Raw genomic sequence first — 17,698 nt, forward strand, 5'->3', positions numbered from 1 at the left:
GAAAGACCTAGAGCTGACATGAACGCGAGCGAGAGCGCCACCACCATCCTGATCCACCTCATGGGCGGCGTCGCGCTGCTGATCTGGGCGGTTCGGCTGGTGCGAACCGGCGCGATGCGCGCCTTCGGGTCCCAGCTCCGTTCCGCGCTGCAAAGCTTCACCCGCAATCGCTTCGCCGCCTTCGGCAGCGGCATCGCGGTGACGATGGTGCTGCAGAGTTCGACCGCGACCACGCTGCTGGTTTCCTCCTTCGCGGGTCAGGCGCTGATCGTGCCGGCAATGGCGCTGGCAGTGCTGCTCGGCGCCAATCTCGGCACGGCTTTGGCTGCCTTCGTCATCTCGCTCGATCTCGGCTGGATCTGGGGGCTTTGCGTCGCGGTCGGCGTCGCGATGTATCTCTCCAGCGAGGCGATGGAGCGGCCGCGCAATATCGGCCGCGTGCTGGTCGGTATCGGCCTGATCCTGCTGGCGCTGATCGAGCTCAACACCGCCGCCGCCCCGCTCGCGCAGTCTCCGACCTTCCGGGTCGTGCTGGGCGCGCTCGGCAGCGAGCCGCTGCTCGGCATCCTCGTCGCGGTCGCCGCGACCTGGATGGTGCATTCCTCGATCGCGGTCATCCTGCTCGTCGCCACCTTTGCAGCCTCGGGCCTGTTCCCGCCGGCGACCGCGCTGACGCTCGTCATCGGCGCCAATCTCGGCAATGCGCTGATCCCGGTCCTCGACCAGCTCGGCTCGCCGGCCGCCCAGCGACGCGCGGCCGTTGCCAATCTGGCGACGCGTCTGCTGCTGGCGCTCGCCGTGCTGCCCTTCGTCGGGCCGCTCTCGCAGGGCCTGCTGGCGCTGCCCTCGCCGGACGGACGCCTCGCGATCGAGTTCCACGTCCTGCTGAACGTCGTCGGCGCGCTGGTCTTCCTGCCTTTCGTCAAGCCGATCGCAGCGCTGGTCGAGCGCTTCATGCCCGACCGCGAGGACAAGGTGCAGGTCGTCGCGCCACGTTATCTCGACGCCAGCGCGCTTGATGCGCCGACGCAGGCGCTCGCCTGCGCCATGCGCGAGGCGCTGCGCCTCGGCGACCGGGTCGAGAGCATGCTGCGCGACACCATGACCCTGCTCGAAAAGAACGAGCTCAAGCTCTCGCGCGCCATCGCGCAGGCCGATGACGGCGTTGACACCATCCACGAATCGATCAAGCTCTATCTGGTTAAGGTTTCGCGCAACGAGTTGACCGAGGAGGAGAGCCGGCGCCTGTTCGAGATCATCACGCTGATCACCAATCTCGAGCATATCGGCGATATCATCGACAAGAACCTGCGCGAGCTGGCCGAAAAGAAGATCCGCAAGCGCTATAGTTTCTCGCCGGAAGGTCTGGCCGAGATCCGCGATTTCCACCATCGCGTCGCCTCCGCGCTGGCGCTGGCGCTGAACGTCTTCGCCACGCGCGACCTCGATCTCGCCCGCCAGCTCTTCGCCGACAAGGCGACGATGCGGGAGGCCGAGCGTCACGCCGCCGACAGCCATTTCCAGCGCCTGCGCTCGGGGCGGCCCGAGTCGATCGAGACCAGCGCGATCCATCTCGACATCATCCGCGACCTCAAGCGCATCCACGGCCATATCGTCTCGATCGCCTACCCGATCCTCGAGACCGCCAACGAATTGCGCGAAAGCCGCCTGCGCGAAAACAAGGCGACGGCGCGGGAGCGCGAGACACCGTCCGTGCTCGTTCCCGCGCCGCATGGCGGCGGCTGAGGGCTGGATCAGCAGCAGCCCATCCGCTAGGACGCGGGCTCTCGAAGCGCACGCGGACACGGATTATCGTGGCAAAGACCATCGTCATCATCGGCGCCGGACCCGCCGGGCTCATCGCGGCCGAGCGGCTTGCCGGGGCAGGCCACCGCGTCACGATATATGACCGCATGGCCTCGCCCGCCCGCAAATTCCTGCTGGCTGGACGCGGCGGGCTCAACCTGACCCATTCCGAGCCGCTCGACGCTTGTCTCAGCCGCTACCGCGAGGCGCAGGACTGGCTTACTCCCGTGATCCGCGCCTTTCCGCCTCAGGCCGTGCGCGACTGGGCCGACGCGTTGGGCGCCGAGACCTTCATTGGGTCCAGCGGCCGCGTCTTTCCCCGCGCGATGAAAGCCTCGCCGCTGCTGCGCGCCTGGCTGCGTCGGCTCGCGCAACTTGGCGTTACGCTGGAAACGAGCCACCTCTGGACGGGCTGGGACGACGATGGAGCGCTGACCTTCCGACGCCCCTCCGGTGAGACGGAAACGCTGCAGCCCGACGCCACGCTGCTGGCGCTGGGCGGCGCGAGCTGGCCGCGCCTCGGCTCCGATGGCGGCTGGGGGCCATTGCTGGAGGCGCGCGGTGTTGCGGTAACGCCCCTGCGCCCGGCCAATGGCGGCTTCGCCACCGCCTGGACGCCGGTGATGCGGGAGCGTTTCGCGGGCCAGCCCCTGAAGCGCATCGCGATCCGTATCAGTGGCGAACACGTGCTTGGCGAGGCGATGATCGACGCTGCTGGAATCGAGGGCGGCGCGGTCTATACGCTCTCCGCCCCGATCCGGGAGGCGATCGCGCGCGAAGGCTCCGCCACCATCCAGATCGATCTGCGCCCCGACCTGACAGCCGAAGCACTGGTGGTGCGGCTCGGGAAGCGCCGCAAGGGCGAGACGCTGAGCAACCATTTGCGCAAGGCGGCAGGCCTCTCACCGGCCGCCATCGCATTGCTGCGGGAAAATGGTCCGCTTCCGGACGAGCCGGAGCGCCTGGCGCAGCGCATCAAGACCGTGCCGCTGCGTCTCGATGCCCCGATGCCGATCGCGCGCGCCATCTCGACGGCCGGCGGCATCGCGCGCGAGGCGCTCGATGAGCACTTCATGCTGAGGCGCCTGCCGGGTGTTTTCGCGGCCGGCGAAATGCTGGATTGGGAGGCGCCGACCGGCGGCTACTTGCTGCAAGGCTGCTTCGCGACCGGCATCGCCGCTGCCGCCGGCATCGAATCCTGGCTGGGTGAGACGAGGGGCTGAACCAGGGCCGTGTTCTCGCGTTGAGGTCGCATCAACCGAGGAGCGAGGAATGACCCAGCATCTGAAGCCGGGAACGAAGGTCAGCTGGAGCTGGGGCGCCAACCGGGCGCGTGGGCAGGTCGAGCAGGTCTTCACCAAGCCCGTCAGCCGCACGATCAAGGGCAGCCGCATCCGTCGCAAGGCGACGGAGGACAAGCCCGCTTATCTCGTGACGCAATCGGATGGTGGCCGCGCGCTCAAATCCCACAGCGAATTGGAGCGCCTGCAATGAAACATATCGACCTCACCCCTCCCGAAAGCGTTGCCAAGGCTGCGGCTAAGGGGTTGAAGCTGCGTCAGGAGTTCAATCGCGGTGGAACTCAGATCGGCGTCGCCCGCGCCCGGGATCTCAGCCATCGTAAACCGCTCAGCGCCGACACCGTAAAGCGGATGAAGAGCTACTTCGCCCGCCATGCCGTCGACAAACAGGCCAACGGCTTCGGCGACAAGGACAATCCCTCCGCCGGCTGGATCGCTTGGCTGCTCTGGGGCGGCGACCAGGGCAAGGACTGGTGCGAGCGCAAGCAGGCGGAGCTGGAAGAACAAGCGGGCGAGGCCAGGAAGCGGGCGTAATAATTAAGCCGATGCCATCAGTCGTCGCGTAAACCGTGTGCCGCCATCGACCGCCGAAATTTCGCCGACCCGCGTCAACGAGACCAAAATGTCCCGGATGGCACGTTCGACCCTGCGCCCCTGGCTGAAGCGGGCCGCAACGGTGGCCGCATCCATGGGAGCCGCCGACGCGGCGAGAACAGCCAGCACGGCCGCGACGCGTCCTACAGCCTCCTGGGGGAGGGCCGGTCGTGCGGCCGGCGCGGGCATAGCCTCCATAAATGCTTCTGCGACGATCTGCTCACCGCCTGTGCCCTCGCGCCCGAAGCGAGGCCGCTGATAGTCCGGCCGTAGCCAGCGAACCGTGCCGACAGCCTCCTCCCGGGCTCGTGCCCGATTGAGGGCCACGAGCCGAGCGAGGACCTCTTCTTCCGGCAGATCGACGGGCCAGCCATAGGCCGCCGCGACCGCCGCATTGATCTCGGCATGATGCTCGTCCATGATCATGACAAGCCCACGGTCCCGGATATCCGCTTCGGGCCTGGTAAGGGCGCGTCCTGCCTGGATCGCTTCGCGGACATTGTAGAGCTTGGTCAGCGTCAGGTCGGAATGGACGTCGAGAACCTGCTTGCGAAGGGCGTCGAGCGCTTCGGCCGGCTGGCGCACCGCCTCTTTCTGGGCCTCCGTCGCATGGGGAAACGGAAAGGGATCGAAGCAGCGCGATTTGACGTAGACGGCATCGCGGTCATAGACGCCGAGCTTTCCGGCGCTGGCGAGATACCAGAGTTCGTGGAAGCGGGACGAGAGAACTCCCAGCGCATAGGCATCGGAAAGTCCAATCGCGACGAGCTTGTTGTCCGGCAGAATGCTGGAGTCGAGGAACTGAAAGACACGGTGCTTTGCTGTCTCGATGGTCGCGATATATCGTTGGAGTCCTTCCTTGAACCCGCGCATATCAGTGTTGCGCCGGCCAAACAGCCACCAGTTCTGCCGTCGAGAAGCCTCGTTGTTTCGATCCCGCTCAGGTTTCACCGTTTTCAGTAGGTGTTGGTAGACTTCGGGGAATCGACTTCGAACGTCTTCGCTTCGAAGACCGTCGAGATCGATGACCATGACATGGCGCGGCCGTGCTGCGAGGTCTCGCCCATTTCGATAATTGTGAATGTGAGCCTCCAGACCAGGCCGCCTACCAAGGCCAAGCGCAATCGCCTCTGACGGGGTGACGATGAAGCCGGCGCCATGGAGAGGAACCCCGCGCGAACACAAGCCTTCATTGGCTCGCAAGCCCGCCGTGGCGGCCACATCTACTCCGATCGTCAAGTCCGCGTTGATCCGCCCGGTTCGTTCGCTGAACTCGATCTGCGGCTGGTCGGTGTCGAGCCCTGCCTCCGACATCACCTCGAACAGCCGGCCGTCATGCTCGCCGGCCTGGGCCACGGTCATCGCGATGCGCACGGCGGCCGCATCCTTGCCGGCCTTGGTCCACGGGTGATCCGCCACCGCCATGATCAGCGAAAGCGGGCGCGGACCCGTCAGGTGCCGCTCCACCACGCGGCGCTGGAACAGCTGCGTGATCGAATTGGTCGTGACGAAGCCGAACCGTCGCAAGACAGTGCCCGGACGGGTCAGGAGATAGGCAGCCCGCTCCCACCAATACATTACCAGATCGGCGCTTTCGGGCATCTGCGGACGGGTTCGGCGCAACGCGGCGACATAACCGTCACCCAGCCTGCGGCGCAGATCCTTGCCGCCGATGAAGGGTGGATTGCCGATGATGAACTCCGCCTCCGGCCAAGCTGCTACGTGGACGTCCTCTGGCGCGGCCTCGCGACCAGCTTTTAGCGCGGGCACGGGCCATTCCGCCCAACCCATCAGGGCGTCGCCGGGCCTTATCTGCTCCAGTTTTTCGAGAATTGGCTCGCGCGGGGCGTAGGCGCGGGTCCGAAGATGCCATTGGAGATAGCCGATCCAAAGCATGAGATCGGCAATGCGCACGGCGCGCGGGTTCGAGTCCAGGCCGTGGAATTGCCAGGGGCCAACACCTTTCGTGCCAAATCCCCCGAGATGCTCTGCGGCTCCGAGTTCGGCCGCCGCTTCCAGCACCTCGCCCTCCAGCCGCTTCATCAGGTCCTGCGATACATGCAGGAAATTGCCGGTGCCGCAGGCCGGATCGAGCACCCGCGTCGTACCTAGACGGCGATGAAACCCCTCCACCAGCACCAGCGCAGCCTTTTTCTGTCCGGCTTCGCGTGCCTGCTGCGCAGCCGTGACCACGGCGCGCCAATCCTCCCGCAATGGAGCAATCACCGTCTCGATCACAAGCCGTTCGACATAGGCGCGTGGGGTATAATGAGCGCCCAGCCTGGCGCGCTCGTATGGATCGAGCGCTTGCTCCAGCAGCCCACCGAAGATCGCCGGTTCGACCAGGCTCCAATCGTGCTCTGCCGCTGCCAGCAATTCGGCGATGCCCGCGGCACTCAAACCGAAGACCTGGGGATCGGCGAACATGGAGCCGTTGAACTGCCGGATTTCGGCGCGAATCGCGACCGAATAGCCTCCCCGGTCCATCGCCCGCCAAAGGTCTTCCATAAGGGGCTTGAAGCTTTTCGGAACCTCGCAGCATTCGCGCAGCAGGCGTTTGAAGCTGTCGGCGGGGATGAGTTTCACGTCCTCGGCAAACATCGTGAAAACGCAGCGCATGAGGAAAAGCGCCACGTCTTCTGGATCGTGCCGACGCTCCAGGGCCTTGGAAACGCCGGCAAGGCGCTCTGCGATCTGCCGCGTGGCGATGGCGGCCCGCCTGGCCGGATCCAAAGATAACGGATCCAGCCAAATCCGCCTCAGACGGTCCTGGATCGCGGGATCGCGAAGGTCTTCGAGATAGACGCGAAAACGATGGCGGTCCGGAAACTGGAGGTAGTTCTTACCAAGGCCGGAGAAGTCCGCGTAGATCTCGAAGCAGTGGCCGACATCGCAGACGATCAGGAAGGGCGGCCAGCCGTGCGAGGCCGGCAGCGCCTTGGCGTAGCGCTCGCCTTGATTGCGTGCGTTGAGCATCAGCAGATCGCGGCCGAGCTCAGACCCGGGACGTCCACGGACATGCCGGCTGCGATCGTCGTCCGGCGCCCCGCTTTCCGAGGCCAGTAGAGCTTTCTTGCCGCCCGGCAATCGCGTTTGCTTACCTTCCCAGATGAAGCAGGTTTTTCGATAGCAATCGATCCATCCCAACGATGAGCCGCCCATTCCGTCGGAGAAGCGGACGGGATACTCGAAGCGGTACGTCACATCTTCGGCGTCGCCGGTGGGTGGCTCGGGCGGAGGCAGTCGGAGGAGACGGCAGAGTTCGCTTACGAAAAGCTGAAAGGAGGCGCGCTCGGCGCCATGAGACACGCTCCATCGCGCGATGAAGACGTCGACTTCCGCAGGAGACGGCTCCGGTTCGTCGTCCGACATAGCCATCTTCTGGGTTGCGTTAAATTAATTAAAGCAACCTATAAGAGCATAAATACTCCTGTCAAATGCTGTCATCATGAACCATTCTTGCGGGACGGACCTCTCGCATCCGGCCTCATTCCGCCCCATATTGCCGGCATGCCGAAGAGCCCCGACACCACCGATATCGAGCCGCAGGCGACCAAGCCCAAAGCCACCAAAAAACCCTCCAGCGCACGCACGCCGAATTCAAAGGCGTCCAAGCCCGCGCTGAAGCCGCTCGAGGGTTATCTTGCCGATCTGCTCAACCCCGCGATCAACCGGGGCACGGCCGTGCCGGGGGGCGCGTCTGGCTTCAGCGACGCGCCGCAGGCAGGCTACGAGGCCAAGCCGGACTATTCTCTCGAGCGGCCCGGCGGCACCGAGAAGCCCAAGCGCAAGCTCTCAAAAAAGGCCGATTCCGCCTTTATCGGCGCGGAGGGCGCGGCCGCCGCGACCGCGACTTCGCTGCAGGCGCTGCTGGAGACCGGCAGCCCCTTCATCCAGCCCGGCAAGCCCTGGACGCCGCACCGGCCCGAGCGGCCCGACAAATCGGAAGGCGGCATCCGCTTCCGCATGAACTCCGAGTTCGAGCCGGCCGGCGACCAGCCGACCGCGATCGCCGATCTTGTCGATGGCATTCGCCGGCATGAGCGCGACCAAGTGCTGCTCGGCGTCACCGGCTCGGGCAAGACCTTCACCATGGCGCAGGTCATCGAGAAGACGCAGCGCCCGGCGTTGATCCTGGCTCCGAACAAGACGCTCGCCGCGCAGCTCTATGGCGAGTTCAAGAGCTTCTTCCCCGACAACGCGGTCGAGTACTTCGTTTCCTATTACGATTACTATCAGCCGGAAGCGTATGTTCCGCGCTCGGACACCTATATCGAGAAGGAATCCTCGATCAACGAGCAGATCGACCGCATGCGCCACTCGGCGACGCGCTCGTTGCTGGAGCGCGACGACGTCATCATCGTGGCCTCGGTCTCCTGCATCTACGGCATCGGCTCGGTCGAGACCTATACGGCGATGACCTTCTCGGTGAAGCTCGGCGAGCGCATCGAGCAGCGCCAGCTCATCGCCGATCTCGTCGCGCTGCAATACAAGCGCACCCAGCACGAATTCGCCCGCGGCACCTTTCGCGTCCGCGGCGACGTCATCGAGCTGTTCCCGGCGCACTATGAGGACCGCGCCTGGCGCATCGGCCTGTTCGGCGACGAGGTCGAGAGCATCGCGGAGTTCGACCCGCTGACCGGGCAGAAGACGGGCGAGCTCGAATTCGTCAAGGTCTACGGCAATTCGCACTACACCACGCCGCGCCCGACGCTGAACCAGGCGGTCAAGTCGATCAAGGAAGAGCTGCGCGGCCGCCTCGATGAGCTCAACCGCATGGGCCGCTTTCTGGAAGCGCAGCGGCTCGACCAGCGCTGCACCTTCGACATCGAGATGATCGAGGCCACCGGCTCCTGCAACGGCATCGAGAACTATTCGCGTTATCTCACCGGCCGCCGCCCCGGCGAGCCGCCACCGACGCTGTTCGAATACCTGCCCGACAACGCCCTCGTCTTCACCGACGAGAGCCACGTCACGGTTCCGCAGATCGGCGGCATGTATCGCGGCGACTTTCGGCGCAAGGCGACGCTGGCCGAATACGGCTTCCGCCTGCCCTCCTGCATGGACAACCGGCCGCTGCGCTTCGAGGAGTGGGACGCGATGCGGCCCCAGTCGGTGCACGTCTCCGCGACGCCCGGCGGCTGGGAGATGGAACAGACCGGCGGCGTCTTCACCGAGCAGGTCATCCGCCCGACCGGGCTGATCGACCCGCCGGTCGAGATCAGGCCCGCCAAGCACCAGGTCGCGGATCTGCTCGACGAGATCAAGGAGGTCACCGCGCAGGGCTACCGCACGCTCGTCACCGTGCTGACCAAGCGCATGGCCGAGGACCTGACCGAATATTTGCACGAGAACGGCGTGCGCGTGCGCTACATGCACTCGGACATCGACACCATCGAGCGCATCGAGATCCTGCGCGACCTGCGCCTTGGCGCCTTCGACGTGCTGGTCGGCATCAACCTGCTGCGCGAGGGCCTCGACATTCCCGAATGCGGCTTCGTCGCCATTCTCGATGCCGACAAGGAGGGCTTTCTGCGCTCCGAGACCTCGCTGATCCAGACCATCGGCCGCGCCGCGCGAAACGTCGACGGCCGCGTCATCCTCTATGCCGACCACATCACCGGCTCGATGGAGCGGGCGATCGCCGAGACCGACCGCCGCCGCGAGAAGCAGGTCGCCTATAACGAAGAACACGGCATCACGCCGCAGACGATCAAGCGCGCCATCGGCGACATCCTGGGCTCGGTCTACGAGCGCGACCGCGTCACGGTCGACATCGGGATGGCCCTCCCGGCTGCCGGGCACAACTTCAAGGCGGCGCTGGCTGACCTCGAAAAGCGGATGCGCGAAGCCGCCGCCGACCTCGAATTCGAAACCGCCGCGCGCCTGCGCGACGAGATCAAGCGCCTCCAGGCAACGGAACTCGCGATCAGCGACGACCCGATGGCGACCCAGCGCGACGTCGAGGCCAGCGCCGGCAAATACAAAGGCGAGCGCAGCTACGGCAAAAGCGCCAACCTGCTGACCCGAGCCCGCAAACCGACAGACGCGGACATGGGCCCGCATAATTTCGGCGGCGGCGAAGGCCGCCCGAAAGCCGGCGCCAAACCCACCCCGCTTCTTACCGGCACCTCACGCGTGAGAAAGCCGACGCTCGACGAGATGGGGCCGGTGCCAGAGCAGCGGCCGAAGGGCGCGGGGGAGAGGCGGCGGCGGAGGTAGAAACCTCGTTTAATTTAATAATATACGTATTGAATTGGTCGTGTAGAATGAGCAAGGAGAAACCCCTTATGCGTCATCATGGCCGTTACTAAAAAGATCTTCGTCTCTTATTCATGGGATTCTGACGATCATAAGCTTTGGGTGCGAGCGCTAGCGGAGCGACTTGCAGGTAATGGCGTTCATGTTCATTTAGATCAATGGGACGTTCAGTACGGAGAAAGTTTAACTCAGTTTATGGAAGAAAAGCTTGTCGATTCAGATTTCGTATTGATAATTTGTACAAACAGATACGCATCGAAATCCGTAGAGCGGCAAGGAGGAGTTGGTTACGAGGCTCAAATAATTTCTGCGCGGATTGCTGCATCTATTTCACGTTCCAAGTTTGTCCCCGTGCTTCGCAGTGGAGAAATTTCTCCAGCTTCGCCGAATTGCTGTGTACCAGCGCACTTCCAAGGAGTTTTGTCTGTCGATCTGCGCGAAGATGCGCGCTTCGATGAGATGTTCGAGAATCTTCTGCGGCACATCTATGGTCAGCCTGCGCTTCAGCGTCCTGCTCTAGGAAAGCCTCCTACTTTCGCCTTGGATAGTGCAGGAACTCCAGAACCTTCTCAGTTTCCGCACCTCGCGAACTTTGAAGATGAGCATTGGGAGCTCCAGAGCGGGGTCACTCGTAATGAGGAACATCCTGAAACGTTTTGGATACCTGACGAGGCAGTTCGTCGATCTCTGGAGGTTGGCGACTTTGTCAAGGTGATGTTCGAATATTTGCATCCGGAAGAATATGATGAAGAAAACTTTGCTGGTGAAAGAATGTGGATTGAGGTTACCGATTCGATTGGCCCTTATTACATAGGAAGATTGCGAAATGGGCCGGTCTGCACGTCAGATTGGCACAATTTGCAATTTGATAGTGAGGTCACATTTCTTCCTGAACACGTCATCGATGTGGATAAGGGCGGTGCCGATGCCGCATCGCTCGAAAAAGATAGAAAAAAGAAAAGACCGAAGAAAAAGCGCAGGAAATAACAATTGGCGGCTAGAAGCCGAGCATCCACGTCTCGCGCCATCGCTAGCGGGGCAAGGCTAGCAAAGAAATCCTTGTCATCCGATCCAGTGCGAAGACGTAGATAGTCGGGACAAGCCCGACCATCACGCGATGAACGCCATCGCCTACCTTTCCGTCATGGCCGTCCCCTCTATCCTCATCCACGCTTCGCGTGATCTTTAGTGCTTCTTGCTCGGTGCGCGTGACGAACTCGGGCTCGGCACCACGCATCAAGCCTATGCGGCGGTGCTGGCCGTGTTCGTCATCTTCCGGTAGCGAAGCCAAGCGCGGAGAACGCCTCTCCGGTATGGGAAAGGGGCAGGGGTAAGGGTGTGCCGCTCATCGTCAAGCCGGAGCTGCCCCGCAGCGCGTTCTACGGAAAGCGAGGGCCCTAACCGGCGCTCCGCGCCACCTTCTCCCATCCGGGAGAAGGATAGCGTCGCGGTTCACGTGCTCCGCCGTCATGCTCGGCCTTGTGCCGAGCATCTACGTCTTGCGGCGCTCCAGGCGGGCGGCGTCATCGGGATCGACTCGCGCACCCCAGCGAAGACGTGGATGGTCGCCACAAGGGCGACCATGACGGTGAGCGACCCGTGCGTGGCAGCACCCGTCAGGCCAGATCCTCATACAGATCGCGCCAGTCCGGGTTGTGCGTCATGATCGTGCGGGTCTTGTAAGCGCGCAGCCAGCGCTTCATCGAGGTTTCGCGCTGGATCGCGGCCTCGATCTCGTCGTGCCATTCATACCAGACGAGGTGCTTCAGGCCGTACCGGCGCGTGAAGCCCGGCGACAAGCCTTCGCGGTGCTCATAGGCGCGTCGCGCGAGATCGCTGGTCACGCCTATGTAGAGCGTGCCGTTGGGCCGGTTCGTCATGATGTAGACCCAGCCGCCCTTCTGTTTCATGCGGGCAGGATGGTCAGCTGGCGACAACAGCGCAACATCCTGTCGAAAGCCCTAACCGTCATGGTCGCCCTTGTGGCGACCATCCACGTCTAGCGACGCGGGTGGCGGGTGCCGTCGAGCAAGGAGCGTTCCGCCAGGTCCGCGTGAAGGCGTGGATGGTCAGGACAAGCCCGACCATGACGGAAGCCTCGTCGCAACGCCTGATGATGACCGTTCGAACGAGTCAGGAAGCGCTCTGTCGTCATGGTCGCCCTGGTGGCGACCATCCACGTCTTGCGACGCGGGTGGCGGGTGCCGACGAGCAAGGAGAGTTCCGCCAGTCGTCCACGCAAAGACGTGGATGGTCGGGACAAGCCCGACCATGACGGAGAGGGCGCTGCACGGTGCGGAAGACTAAGGCCAGACGGAGTGACTTATCCCCGCCGCCTCCACCGCCCTTACTCTGCCACCACCTCGTCCCCGAGGGGCGGCCATCCGGAGGCATGCCGACGGCAGGGGCGGGGACGGCGCCTGCGGCCGGGTTTGCACCCTGGTCCCGGGAGGCTGCGGGGCACCGCCCTGGGGGTACTACGGCCCCTGTGCGAGGAGCTCGCTGGACGGATAAGCGAAGCGGACAGGGTTTCGCGAGCGCGGTGGCGATGAGGCCGTATCGGGCCGGCGAGGGATCTGCCCCTTCCGGTGCGATGTCAGCGGTCGCGACGCCGGCCGGGCGAACGAGACACCGGACGCAACGCGTTTCCTTATAAGCGCGGCCCGTGGCTTTAAAATCGCTGAAGCGGAGCGCCACGGGGCGTGCGGGCAGTGGCTCAACCTGTCCGCGCCGCGTCCTGGCTTAACGGATGCGGCCTTTGACCTTGCGCCTCGCGGCGCTCCGCTGCCCCTCGTCTTTCAGCGAACGCGCGCTTGCGCGGGCGCGGGATATGCGTGCCTGTCAGGCCGAGATGCCCTGCACCGCCCAGGCGCGGGCCTCCAGTGCGATCCTGCCATCGGCGGCGATCGGCAGGCTGTCCCAAAGCGTGTCGCGCAGCCTGTTGCGGGCCGCAAGGCTAAGCCCGGCGCAATAGGCCGGCGCGGGGCCGGCGCCGAGCGTGAAGGGGTGCCAGAGGTCGTCGAAGTCGCGAAACAGCGTCGGCACGGTGATGGCGTCGCAGGCGACGCTGGCGAGGCCCGCCGCCTCCGCCAGAGCCCGCAGCCCGGCTTGTGTGCAGAAGGCGAAGCGCCGGTCCTCCGCAAGCGCGGCCGCGGCGGGATCGAGCGCCTGCGCCGCCTGCCAGAACGCCTGCAGGAACTGGACGCCCCCGCCGGGGTAGTCCCAGACATAAAAGCAGACGAGCCCGCCGGCGCGGGCGGCCCGGCGCATCTCGGCCAGCGCCTTGGCGGGGTCCGCGACGAAGTTCAGGGCGAGGCCGGAGCCGACGGCGTCGCAGCTCGCGCTCGCCACCGGCAGGGCCTCGGCATGGCCCGGCCGGAAGCTGACGCGATCGTCCGGGATGCGCTGGCGGGCCAGCGCCAGGAAATCCTTGGAGGGATCGACGGCGACGATGGTGGACGGCACCGCCCGGGCCAGCAGCCCCTGCGTCAGCGCCCCCGTGCCGCAACCGACATCGAGCCATTCGCAGCCGGGCAGGGGGTTGAGCCATTCGATGAATTCAGGCGCAAGCGCCCGGCTCCAGCGACCCATGAAAAGGTCGTAGTGCTCGCCGGCCTGCCATATGTCGGGGCGCGTTCTCTCGGGCATAGGCAAGCCCTTCGCGATCGGCAACGGGTGTGACCTTACGGCATACCGGCGAAGCCAGCCAGCGGGATCTTCGCCGGCAAGAGAGCCGGCGCTGGCGAGTCTATGTCAGGCGGCAAGCGCCAGATCGGACTGGAGCTTGCGGATGGCGGTGCTCAATTCGGGCTCGTCGACCAGATCGGCGGCGTCGGCGAGCTTGAACCAGTGCAGGTCGCGCTGGCTCTGCTCGCGGAAATCGGAGAGCTGCTTTTCGACCTCGAGCAGATAGAGCTTCACCTCGCAAAGGGTGAAATGGTCGCGCATCCGCTTCCAGTAGGTGTAGCGCCCGGCCGGCGCGTTGCCGACGCGGCCGACGACGCCGGCCTCCTCATAAGCCTCGACGGCTGCGGCATCGCGGTCCTTGAGCCCCTTCATCGGCCAACCCTTGGGCACGATCCAGCGACGCGTGGTGCGCGAGGTGACGAGCAGGATCTCCATCCCGCCGTCCGGCCCGCGGCGAATCGGCATGGCGGCGATCTGAGACCGCTTGTCCCCCGATTTGCGCTTGGCCTTCTTCATCAGGTCGTGAGGTCCTTCCGGGCTGCAACCGTAAGGCGAGAATCATATCATCCGCCCGAGCGAATAAATATTGCACTAACGACCCGAAATGGAAGAGGCATTCTGCCGCAAGCCGGCGCATGGACGCCCTGCGTCCGCGCTTTGCTCAAAGCGGTGAGCGCCCGGCCGGCGTGTCAGGGCTTCCGGCCGTCCTTGTCGTATTGCTTCAGGAAGGCGATCAGATCGACGATCTCCTTCTCGTTTCTGATGCCGGCGAAGATCATCTTCGTGCCGGGGATCTTCGCCTTCGGGTCCTTGATGTAATCGGTGAAGGTGGCCTCGTCCCAGACAAGGCCGGACCCCTTGTTCGCCGCCGAATAAGCGTAACCCTCGACCGACCCGGAATGGCGGCCGATCACGCCGTTGAGCTGCGGCCCGACGAGGTTGCGCGCGCCCTCGCCGATCTGGTGGCAGGCGCGGCACTTGTTGAAGGAACGCTGGCCGGCCTCGACATCCTGTGCAGCGGCGGGACGACCGAGGAGCGTGATCGCCAGCGGCAACAGGCCAAAGGTCAGGCGGAGGAGAAAGGGGCGCATGGGAGGGCTCGCGGGGATGGAGAAGCGCTTGCTGGAAGCATCCTCGTTTAACCCGCCGGAGCGCCGACGCGGATGGGTCCTAACGCCGCGCTCGCCTCAGAGATCGCCGATCCACTCCGCCACGCTGGCCGTGAAGAAATCCGGCCGCGAATTGGGAAAGAGGTGCCCGCCGGTCTCCATGATGGCGCGGCGGCAGCCGGGCAGCGCGATCGCGGTCGCCTCCTGGTGATAGACCGGTACGACCATGTCGTCACGCGAGCCCATCACCAGCACGGGCATCATCAGCGAGCCGATCTCGGCGGTGCCGTCGAAAGCCAGCAGCGCGTCGATCCGTTCCCGCATCACCTGGCGTGCCTCCTCGCTGACAGGCGCCGAGGCGACCGCCGCCTCAAAGACATGCCAGTGCGCGTCGATCCAGCGCGGCGGATAGGCGGCCAGAACCGAGGTGGCGGCATAGGCCTGGGGATTGCAGTCAAGGATTGCCCGGCGCGAGGCGAAAAGCGCGTTCATGTAGCGGCAGGCCTTGAGCCAGGAGGCGCTTAGGATCAGCCCGTCGAAACGCTCCGGTGCGAGCCTCGCCATCGCCTGCGCGATGCAGCCGCCGGTGGAATGGCCGAGCACCACGGCCCGTTCGAGCCCGGCCGCGTCCATCACCGCCAGCGCATCCAGCGCCAGCCTGTCGATGTCGCAAGGCGCGTCGCCCCGTGTGCTGGCGCCCAACCCGCGCTGGTCGAAGCGGACCGTCAGAAACGAGCGGCCAAGTGTTCTTGCGATATCGTTCCAGAAGCCGGCGATCCCGCCGAGACCGGAGACCAGCAGCAGAGGCGCGCCCTGGCCTTCGCGATAGGCCTGCAAGGTCGCGCCGTCGTCGGTATACGCGCGGATGTCGGTGATCTCGTGTGTCGTCATATCTCACCCAGCGGCGCCGCCCGCTTCGGGCGATGCTTTCGCATGGCCCTGCGGAATGGCTTTCCGTCCTTCTCGGCCCGTCGTCGCCTTGCCCGTGTCCGGCCGCATCGAAGCGACCGCTTTGAGCGGAAGATGGCCGATGCCGGCGAGCCTCGCCATGGCGGAAGCGCGAGGGGCGGGCTGCTCTTGGTGCAGAGCGAGGACGGCAGGCTACCGGTCGCTGCGCGTCTTCTGCATGGCGAAACGCGGGCTGGCTTTAGGCCGTCACGATTGCCGTCCATGGCCAGAAGCGCGAGGAGGCCCACATCGGTCAATGYGGGCCTCCCGTTACCGTGCCGGACGAGCGGCGGTGAGCCGAACGATCACCTGAACAGTGCGAGCGACTTCGTCAGCGTGATCCAGATGCCCCAGGCAAGCGGCAGGGCGACGACGGCCCAAGCCAAGGCGGCCGTGGTATCGAAGCCACCTTTGCCGATGCCGAAGGAACCGCCTTCTTTGGCCGCTGCGGCGCGGGACGCTGCCTGAAGCCTGGCGACCTCCTGCTCCTTCATGAACCATTTGGCGTCGAGCGGCTTCACCAGCGCGTTGGCCACGAGGCCGGCGGCCAGCATGCCCGCGAGAATGTACATTGTGCCGCTATAGAGGCTCGCGCCGGTAATGCCGGCGGAGACCTGCGTCTCGCGGATATAGTTCACCACGAAGGGGCCGATAATGCCGGCCGTCGACCACGCCGTCAGCAGACGGCCATGAATGGCGCCGACGAATTGTGTGCCGAACACGTCGGCGAGATAGGCCGGCACGGTGGCGAAGCCGCCGCCATACATCGACAGGATGATGCAGAAGGCGGTGACGAACAGCATCTTGGACTGAATGCCGGCCGCCCAGGGTGCGAGCAGATACAGCGCGATCCCGAGGACGAAGAAGGTGTAATAGGTGTTCTTGCGGCCGATCTTGTCCGACAGCGAGGCCCAGAAGAAGCGGCCGACGATGTTGAACAGCGAGAGCAGGCCGACGAAGCCGGCCGCGATGGCGGCGACAGAGGTCTTCTGCCCGGCGTCCAGCGCCGAGAAAGCGACGCCCGGCTGGCCGATCAGCGTGCCGCCGAAGATCTCCTGCAGCATCGGCGAGGCGATGCCGAGCACGCCGATGCCGGCCGAGACGTTGAGACAGAGCACAGCCCAGATCAGCCAGAACTGCGGCGTCCGATGCGCATCGCGCAGATGGACATGACCAGAGGTGATCATCGCGTTGGCGCTCGCCGGCGCGGTCCAACCCTCCGGGCGCCAGCCCGCCGGCGGGACGCGATATCCGAAGGCACCGGCCATCATGAAGACGAAATAGAGCCCGGCCATGACGAGGAAGGTCTGGAAGACGCCGACCGAGGTCGCGGTCTTGAAATGGTTCATCAGCATATCGGCCAGCGGCGAGCCGATCATCGCGCCGCCGCCGAAGCCCATGATCGCCATGCCGGTCGCCATGCCGCGCCGGTCCGGGAACCATTTGACCAGCGTCGAGACCGGCGAGATGTAGCCGAGCCCGAGCCCGATGCCGCCGATCACGCCGGAGCCCAGCCACATCAGCCAGAGCTGGTGCCAGTAGATGCCCAAGGCCGAGATCACCATGCCGCCGCACCAGCAGATCGCAGCGGCGACGCCGGCCTTGCGCGGGCCGTTCTTTTCCAGCCAGCCGCCGAACAGCGCGGCCGAGGCGCCGAGGAAGACGAAGAACAGCGTGTACATCCAGCCGAGATCGACCACGCGCCAGTCGCAGGTTGTGGTGACGAGCGCGGTCGCCAGCGACATGTCCGGACAGGTCTTCGGCGCGCTCACGCCGATGGCGCGGGACAGCGGGAGCCAGAACACCGAGAAGCCATAGGCCATGCCGATGCACAGATGGATGCAGAGCGCGGCCGGCGGGACCAGCCAGCGGTTGAACCCCGCCTTGGCAACGATGCGCTCCCGGTCGAGAAGTCCCGACGCGGGCCCGACCGCTCCGATATTCTGCGCAATTGTCATTCCCCAGTTTCCTTTCCCCAGAGTGCGTCTTTCA

Annotated in this window: 13 protein-coding genes; 6 read left to right on the forward strand and 7 right to left on the reverse strand. The window is 65.0% G+C overall.

Going from position 1 to position 17,698, the window contains the following annotated elements; translation table 11 throughout:
- Nucleotides 1–18: 18 nt before the first annotated feature.
- The 4 genes from AC1DR6_RS13850 (at nucleotide 19) to AC1DR6_RS13865 (ending at nucleotide 3,641) form a co-directional block, all read left to right on the forward strand.
- Complete coding sequence (locus tag AC1DR6_RS13850) at nucleotides 19–1,746, forward strand: Na/Pi cotransporter family protein (RefSeq protein WP_476829822.1); 1,728 nt, start codon at nucleotides 19–21, stop codon at nucleotides 1,744–1,746.
- Nucleotides 1,747–1,814: 68 nt separating this feature from the next.
- Nucleotides 1,815–3,029 carry a TIGR03862 family flavoprotein gene (locus tag AC1DR6_RS13855; protein WP_476829823.1) on the forward strand — a complete coding sequence of 405 codons (1,215 nt, stop codon included), beginning with the start codon at nucleotides 1,815–1,817 and terminating at the stop codon, nucleotides 3,027–3,029.
- 49 nt (nucleotides 3,030–3,078) lie between these two features.
- Complete coding sequence (locus AC1DR6_RS13860; RefSeq protein WP_476829824.1) at nucleotides 3,079–3,300, forward strand: hypervirulence associated TUDOR domain-containing protein; 222 nt, start codon at nucleotides 3,079–3,081, stop codon at nucleotides 3,298–3,300.
- Nucleotides 3,297–3,641 carry a hypothetical protein gene (locus AC1DR6_RS13865; RefSeq protein ID WP_476829825.1) on the forward strand — a complete coding sequence of 115 codons (345 nt, stop codon included), beginning with the start codon at nucleotides 3,297–3,299 and terminating at the stop codon, nucleotides 3,639–3,641. The genes AC1DR6_RS13860 and AC1DR6_RS13865 overlap by 4 nt, the downstream gene beginning before the upstream one ends.
- 3 nt (nucleotides 3,642–3,644) lie before the next feature.
- Here the strand turns inward: AC1DR6_RS13865 and AC1DR6_RS13870 are convergent, their stop codons facing one another.
- Nucleotides 3,645–7,079, reverse strand: a complete 3,435-nt coding sequence (locus AC1DR6_RS13870; RefSeq protein WP_476829826.1) for a class I SAM-dependent DNA methyltransferase — start codon at nucleotides 7,077–7,079, stop codon at nucleotides 3,645–3,647.
- A gap of 132 nt (nucleotides 7,080–7,211) precedes the next feature.
- Here AC1DR6_RS13870 and uvrB point away from each other — a divergent pair, with 132 nt between their 5' ends.
- Entirely contained in the window at nucleotides 7,212–9,923 is a 2,712-nt protein-coding gene (uvrB, locus tag AC1DR6_RS13875) for an excinuclease ABC subunit UvrB (RefSeq protein ID WP_476829969.1), read from the forward strand.
- Nucleotides 9,924–10,001: 78 nt separating this feature from the next.
- Entirely contained in the window at nucleotides 10,002–10,949 is a 948-nt protein-coding gene (locus AC1DR6_RS13880; protein WP_476829827.1) for a toll/interleukin-1 receptor domain-containing protein, read from the forward strand.
- A 629-nt stretch (nucleotides 10,950–11,578) separates the two neighbouring features.
- Here AC1DR6_RS13880 and AC1DR6_RS13885 read toward each other — a convergent pair.
- The 6 genes from AC1DR6_RS13885 to AC1DR6_RS13910 all read right to left on the reverse strand — a co-directional run bounded on the left by AC1DR6_RS13885 (nucleotide 11,579) and on the right by AC1DR6_RS13910 (nucleotide 17,664).
- The gene (locus AC1DR6_RS13885; protein WP_476829970.1) at nucleotides 11,579–11,872 is read right to left on the reverse strand and encodes a GIY-YIG nuclease family protein; all 294 of its coding nucleotides are present in this window, start codon (nucleotides 11,870–11,872) and stop codon (nucleotides 11,579–11,581) included.
- Between the two features lie 931 nt (nucleotides 11,873–12,803).
- Nucleotides 12,804–13,610 (reverse strand): class I SAM-dependent methyltransferase, encoded by an 807-nt coding sequence (locus tag AC1DR6_RS13890; RefSeq protein ID WP_476829828.1) that lies wholly within the window; start codon nucleotides 13,608–13,610, stop codon nucleotides 12,804–12,806.
- A gap of 105 nt (nucleotides 13,611–13,715) precedes the next feature.
- A complete protein-coding gene (locus tag AC1DR6_RS13895; RefSeq protein ID WP_476829829.1) occupies nucleotides 13,716–14,165 on the reverse strand; it encodes an NUDIX hydrolase in 450 nt (149 codons plus the stop codon).
- Nucleotides 14,166–14,338: 173 nt separating this feature from the next.
- The gene (locus AC1DR6_RS13900; RefSeq protein WP_476829830.1) at nucleotides 14,339–14,740 is read right to left on the reverse strand and encodes a c-type cytochrome; all 402 of its coding nucleotides are present in this window, start codon (nucleotides 14,738–14,740) and stop codon (nucleotides 14,339–14,341) included.
- Between the two features lie 96 nt (nucleotides 14,741–14,836).
- Entirely contained in the window at nucleotides 14,837–15,649 is an 813-nt protein-coding gene (locus AC1DR6_RS13905) for an alpha/beta fold hydrolase (protein ID WP_476829831.1), read from the reverse strand.
- 362 nt (nucleotides 15,650–16,011) lie between these two features.
- Nucleotides 16,012–17,664: an OFA family MFS transporter gene (locus tag AC1DR6_RS13910; RefSeq protein ID WP_476829832.1), complete on the reverse strand. Its 1,653-nt coding sequence runs from the start codon at nucleotides 17,662–17,664 to the stop codon at nucleotides 16,012–16,014.
- Nucleotides 17,665–17,698: the final 34 nt, after the last annotated feature.

The organism is Allobosea sp. P5_A5, assembly GCF_056400625.1.

Coding starts and splice junctions, on each gene's coding strand:
- AC1DR6_RS13905 (WP_476829831.1), bottom strand. CDS start 15,649: ATGACGACACACGAGATCACCGACATCCGCGCGTATACCGACGACGGC.
- AC1DR6_RS13885 (WP_476829970.1), bottom strand. CDS start 11,872: ATGAAACAGAAGGGCGGCTGGGTCTACATCATGACGAACCGGCCCAAC.
- AC1DR6_RS13900 (WP_476829830.1), bottom strand. CDS start 14,740: ATGCGCCCCTTTCTCCTCCGCCTGACCTTTGGCCTGTTGCCGCTGGCG.
- AC1DR6_RS13860 (WP_476829824.1), top strand. CDS start 3,079: ATGACCCAGCATCTGAAGCCGGGAACGAAGGTCAGCTGGAGCTGGGGC.
- AC1DR6_RS13895 (WP_476829829.1), bottom strand. CDS start 14,165: ATGAAGAAGGCCAAGCGCAAATCGGGGGACAAGCGGTCTCAGATCGCC.
- uvrB (WP_476829969.1), top strand. CDS start 7,212: ATGCCGAAGAGCCCCGACACCACCGATATCGAGCCGCAGGCGACCAAG.
- AC1DR6_RS13865 (WP_476829825.1), top strand. CDS start 3,297: ATGAAACATATCGACCTCACCCCTCCCGAAAGCGTTGCCAAGGCTGCG.
- AC1DR6_RS13870 (WP_476829826.1), bottom strand. CDS start 7,079: ATGGCTATGTCGGACGACGAACCGGAGCCGTCTCCTGCGGAAGTCGAC.
- AC1DR6_RS13850 (WP_476829822.1), top strand. CDS start 19: ATGAACGCGAGCGAGAGCGCCACCACCATCCTGATCCACCTCATGGGC.
- AC1DR6_RS13880 (WP_476829827.1), top strand. CDS start 10,002: ATGGCCGTTACTAAAAAGATCTTCGTCTCTTATTCATGGGATTCTGAC.
- AC1DR6_RS13910 (WP_476829832.1), bottom strand. CDS start 17,664: ATGACAATTGCGCAGAATATCGGAGCGGTCGGGCCCGCGTCGGGACTT.
- AC1DR6_RS13890 (WP_476829828.1), bottom strand. CDS start 13,610: ATGCCCGAGAGAACGCGCCCCGACATATGGCAGGCCGGCGAGCACTAC.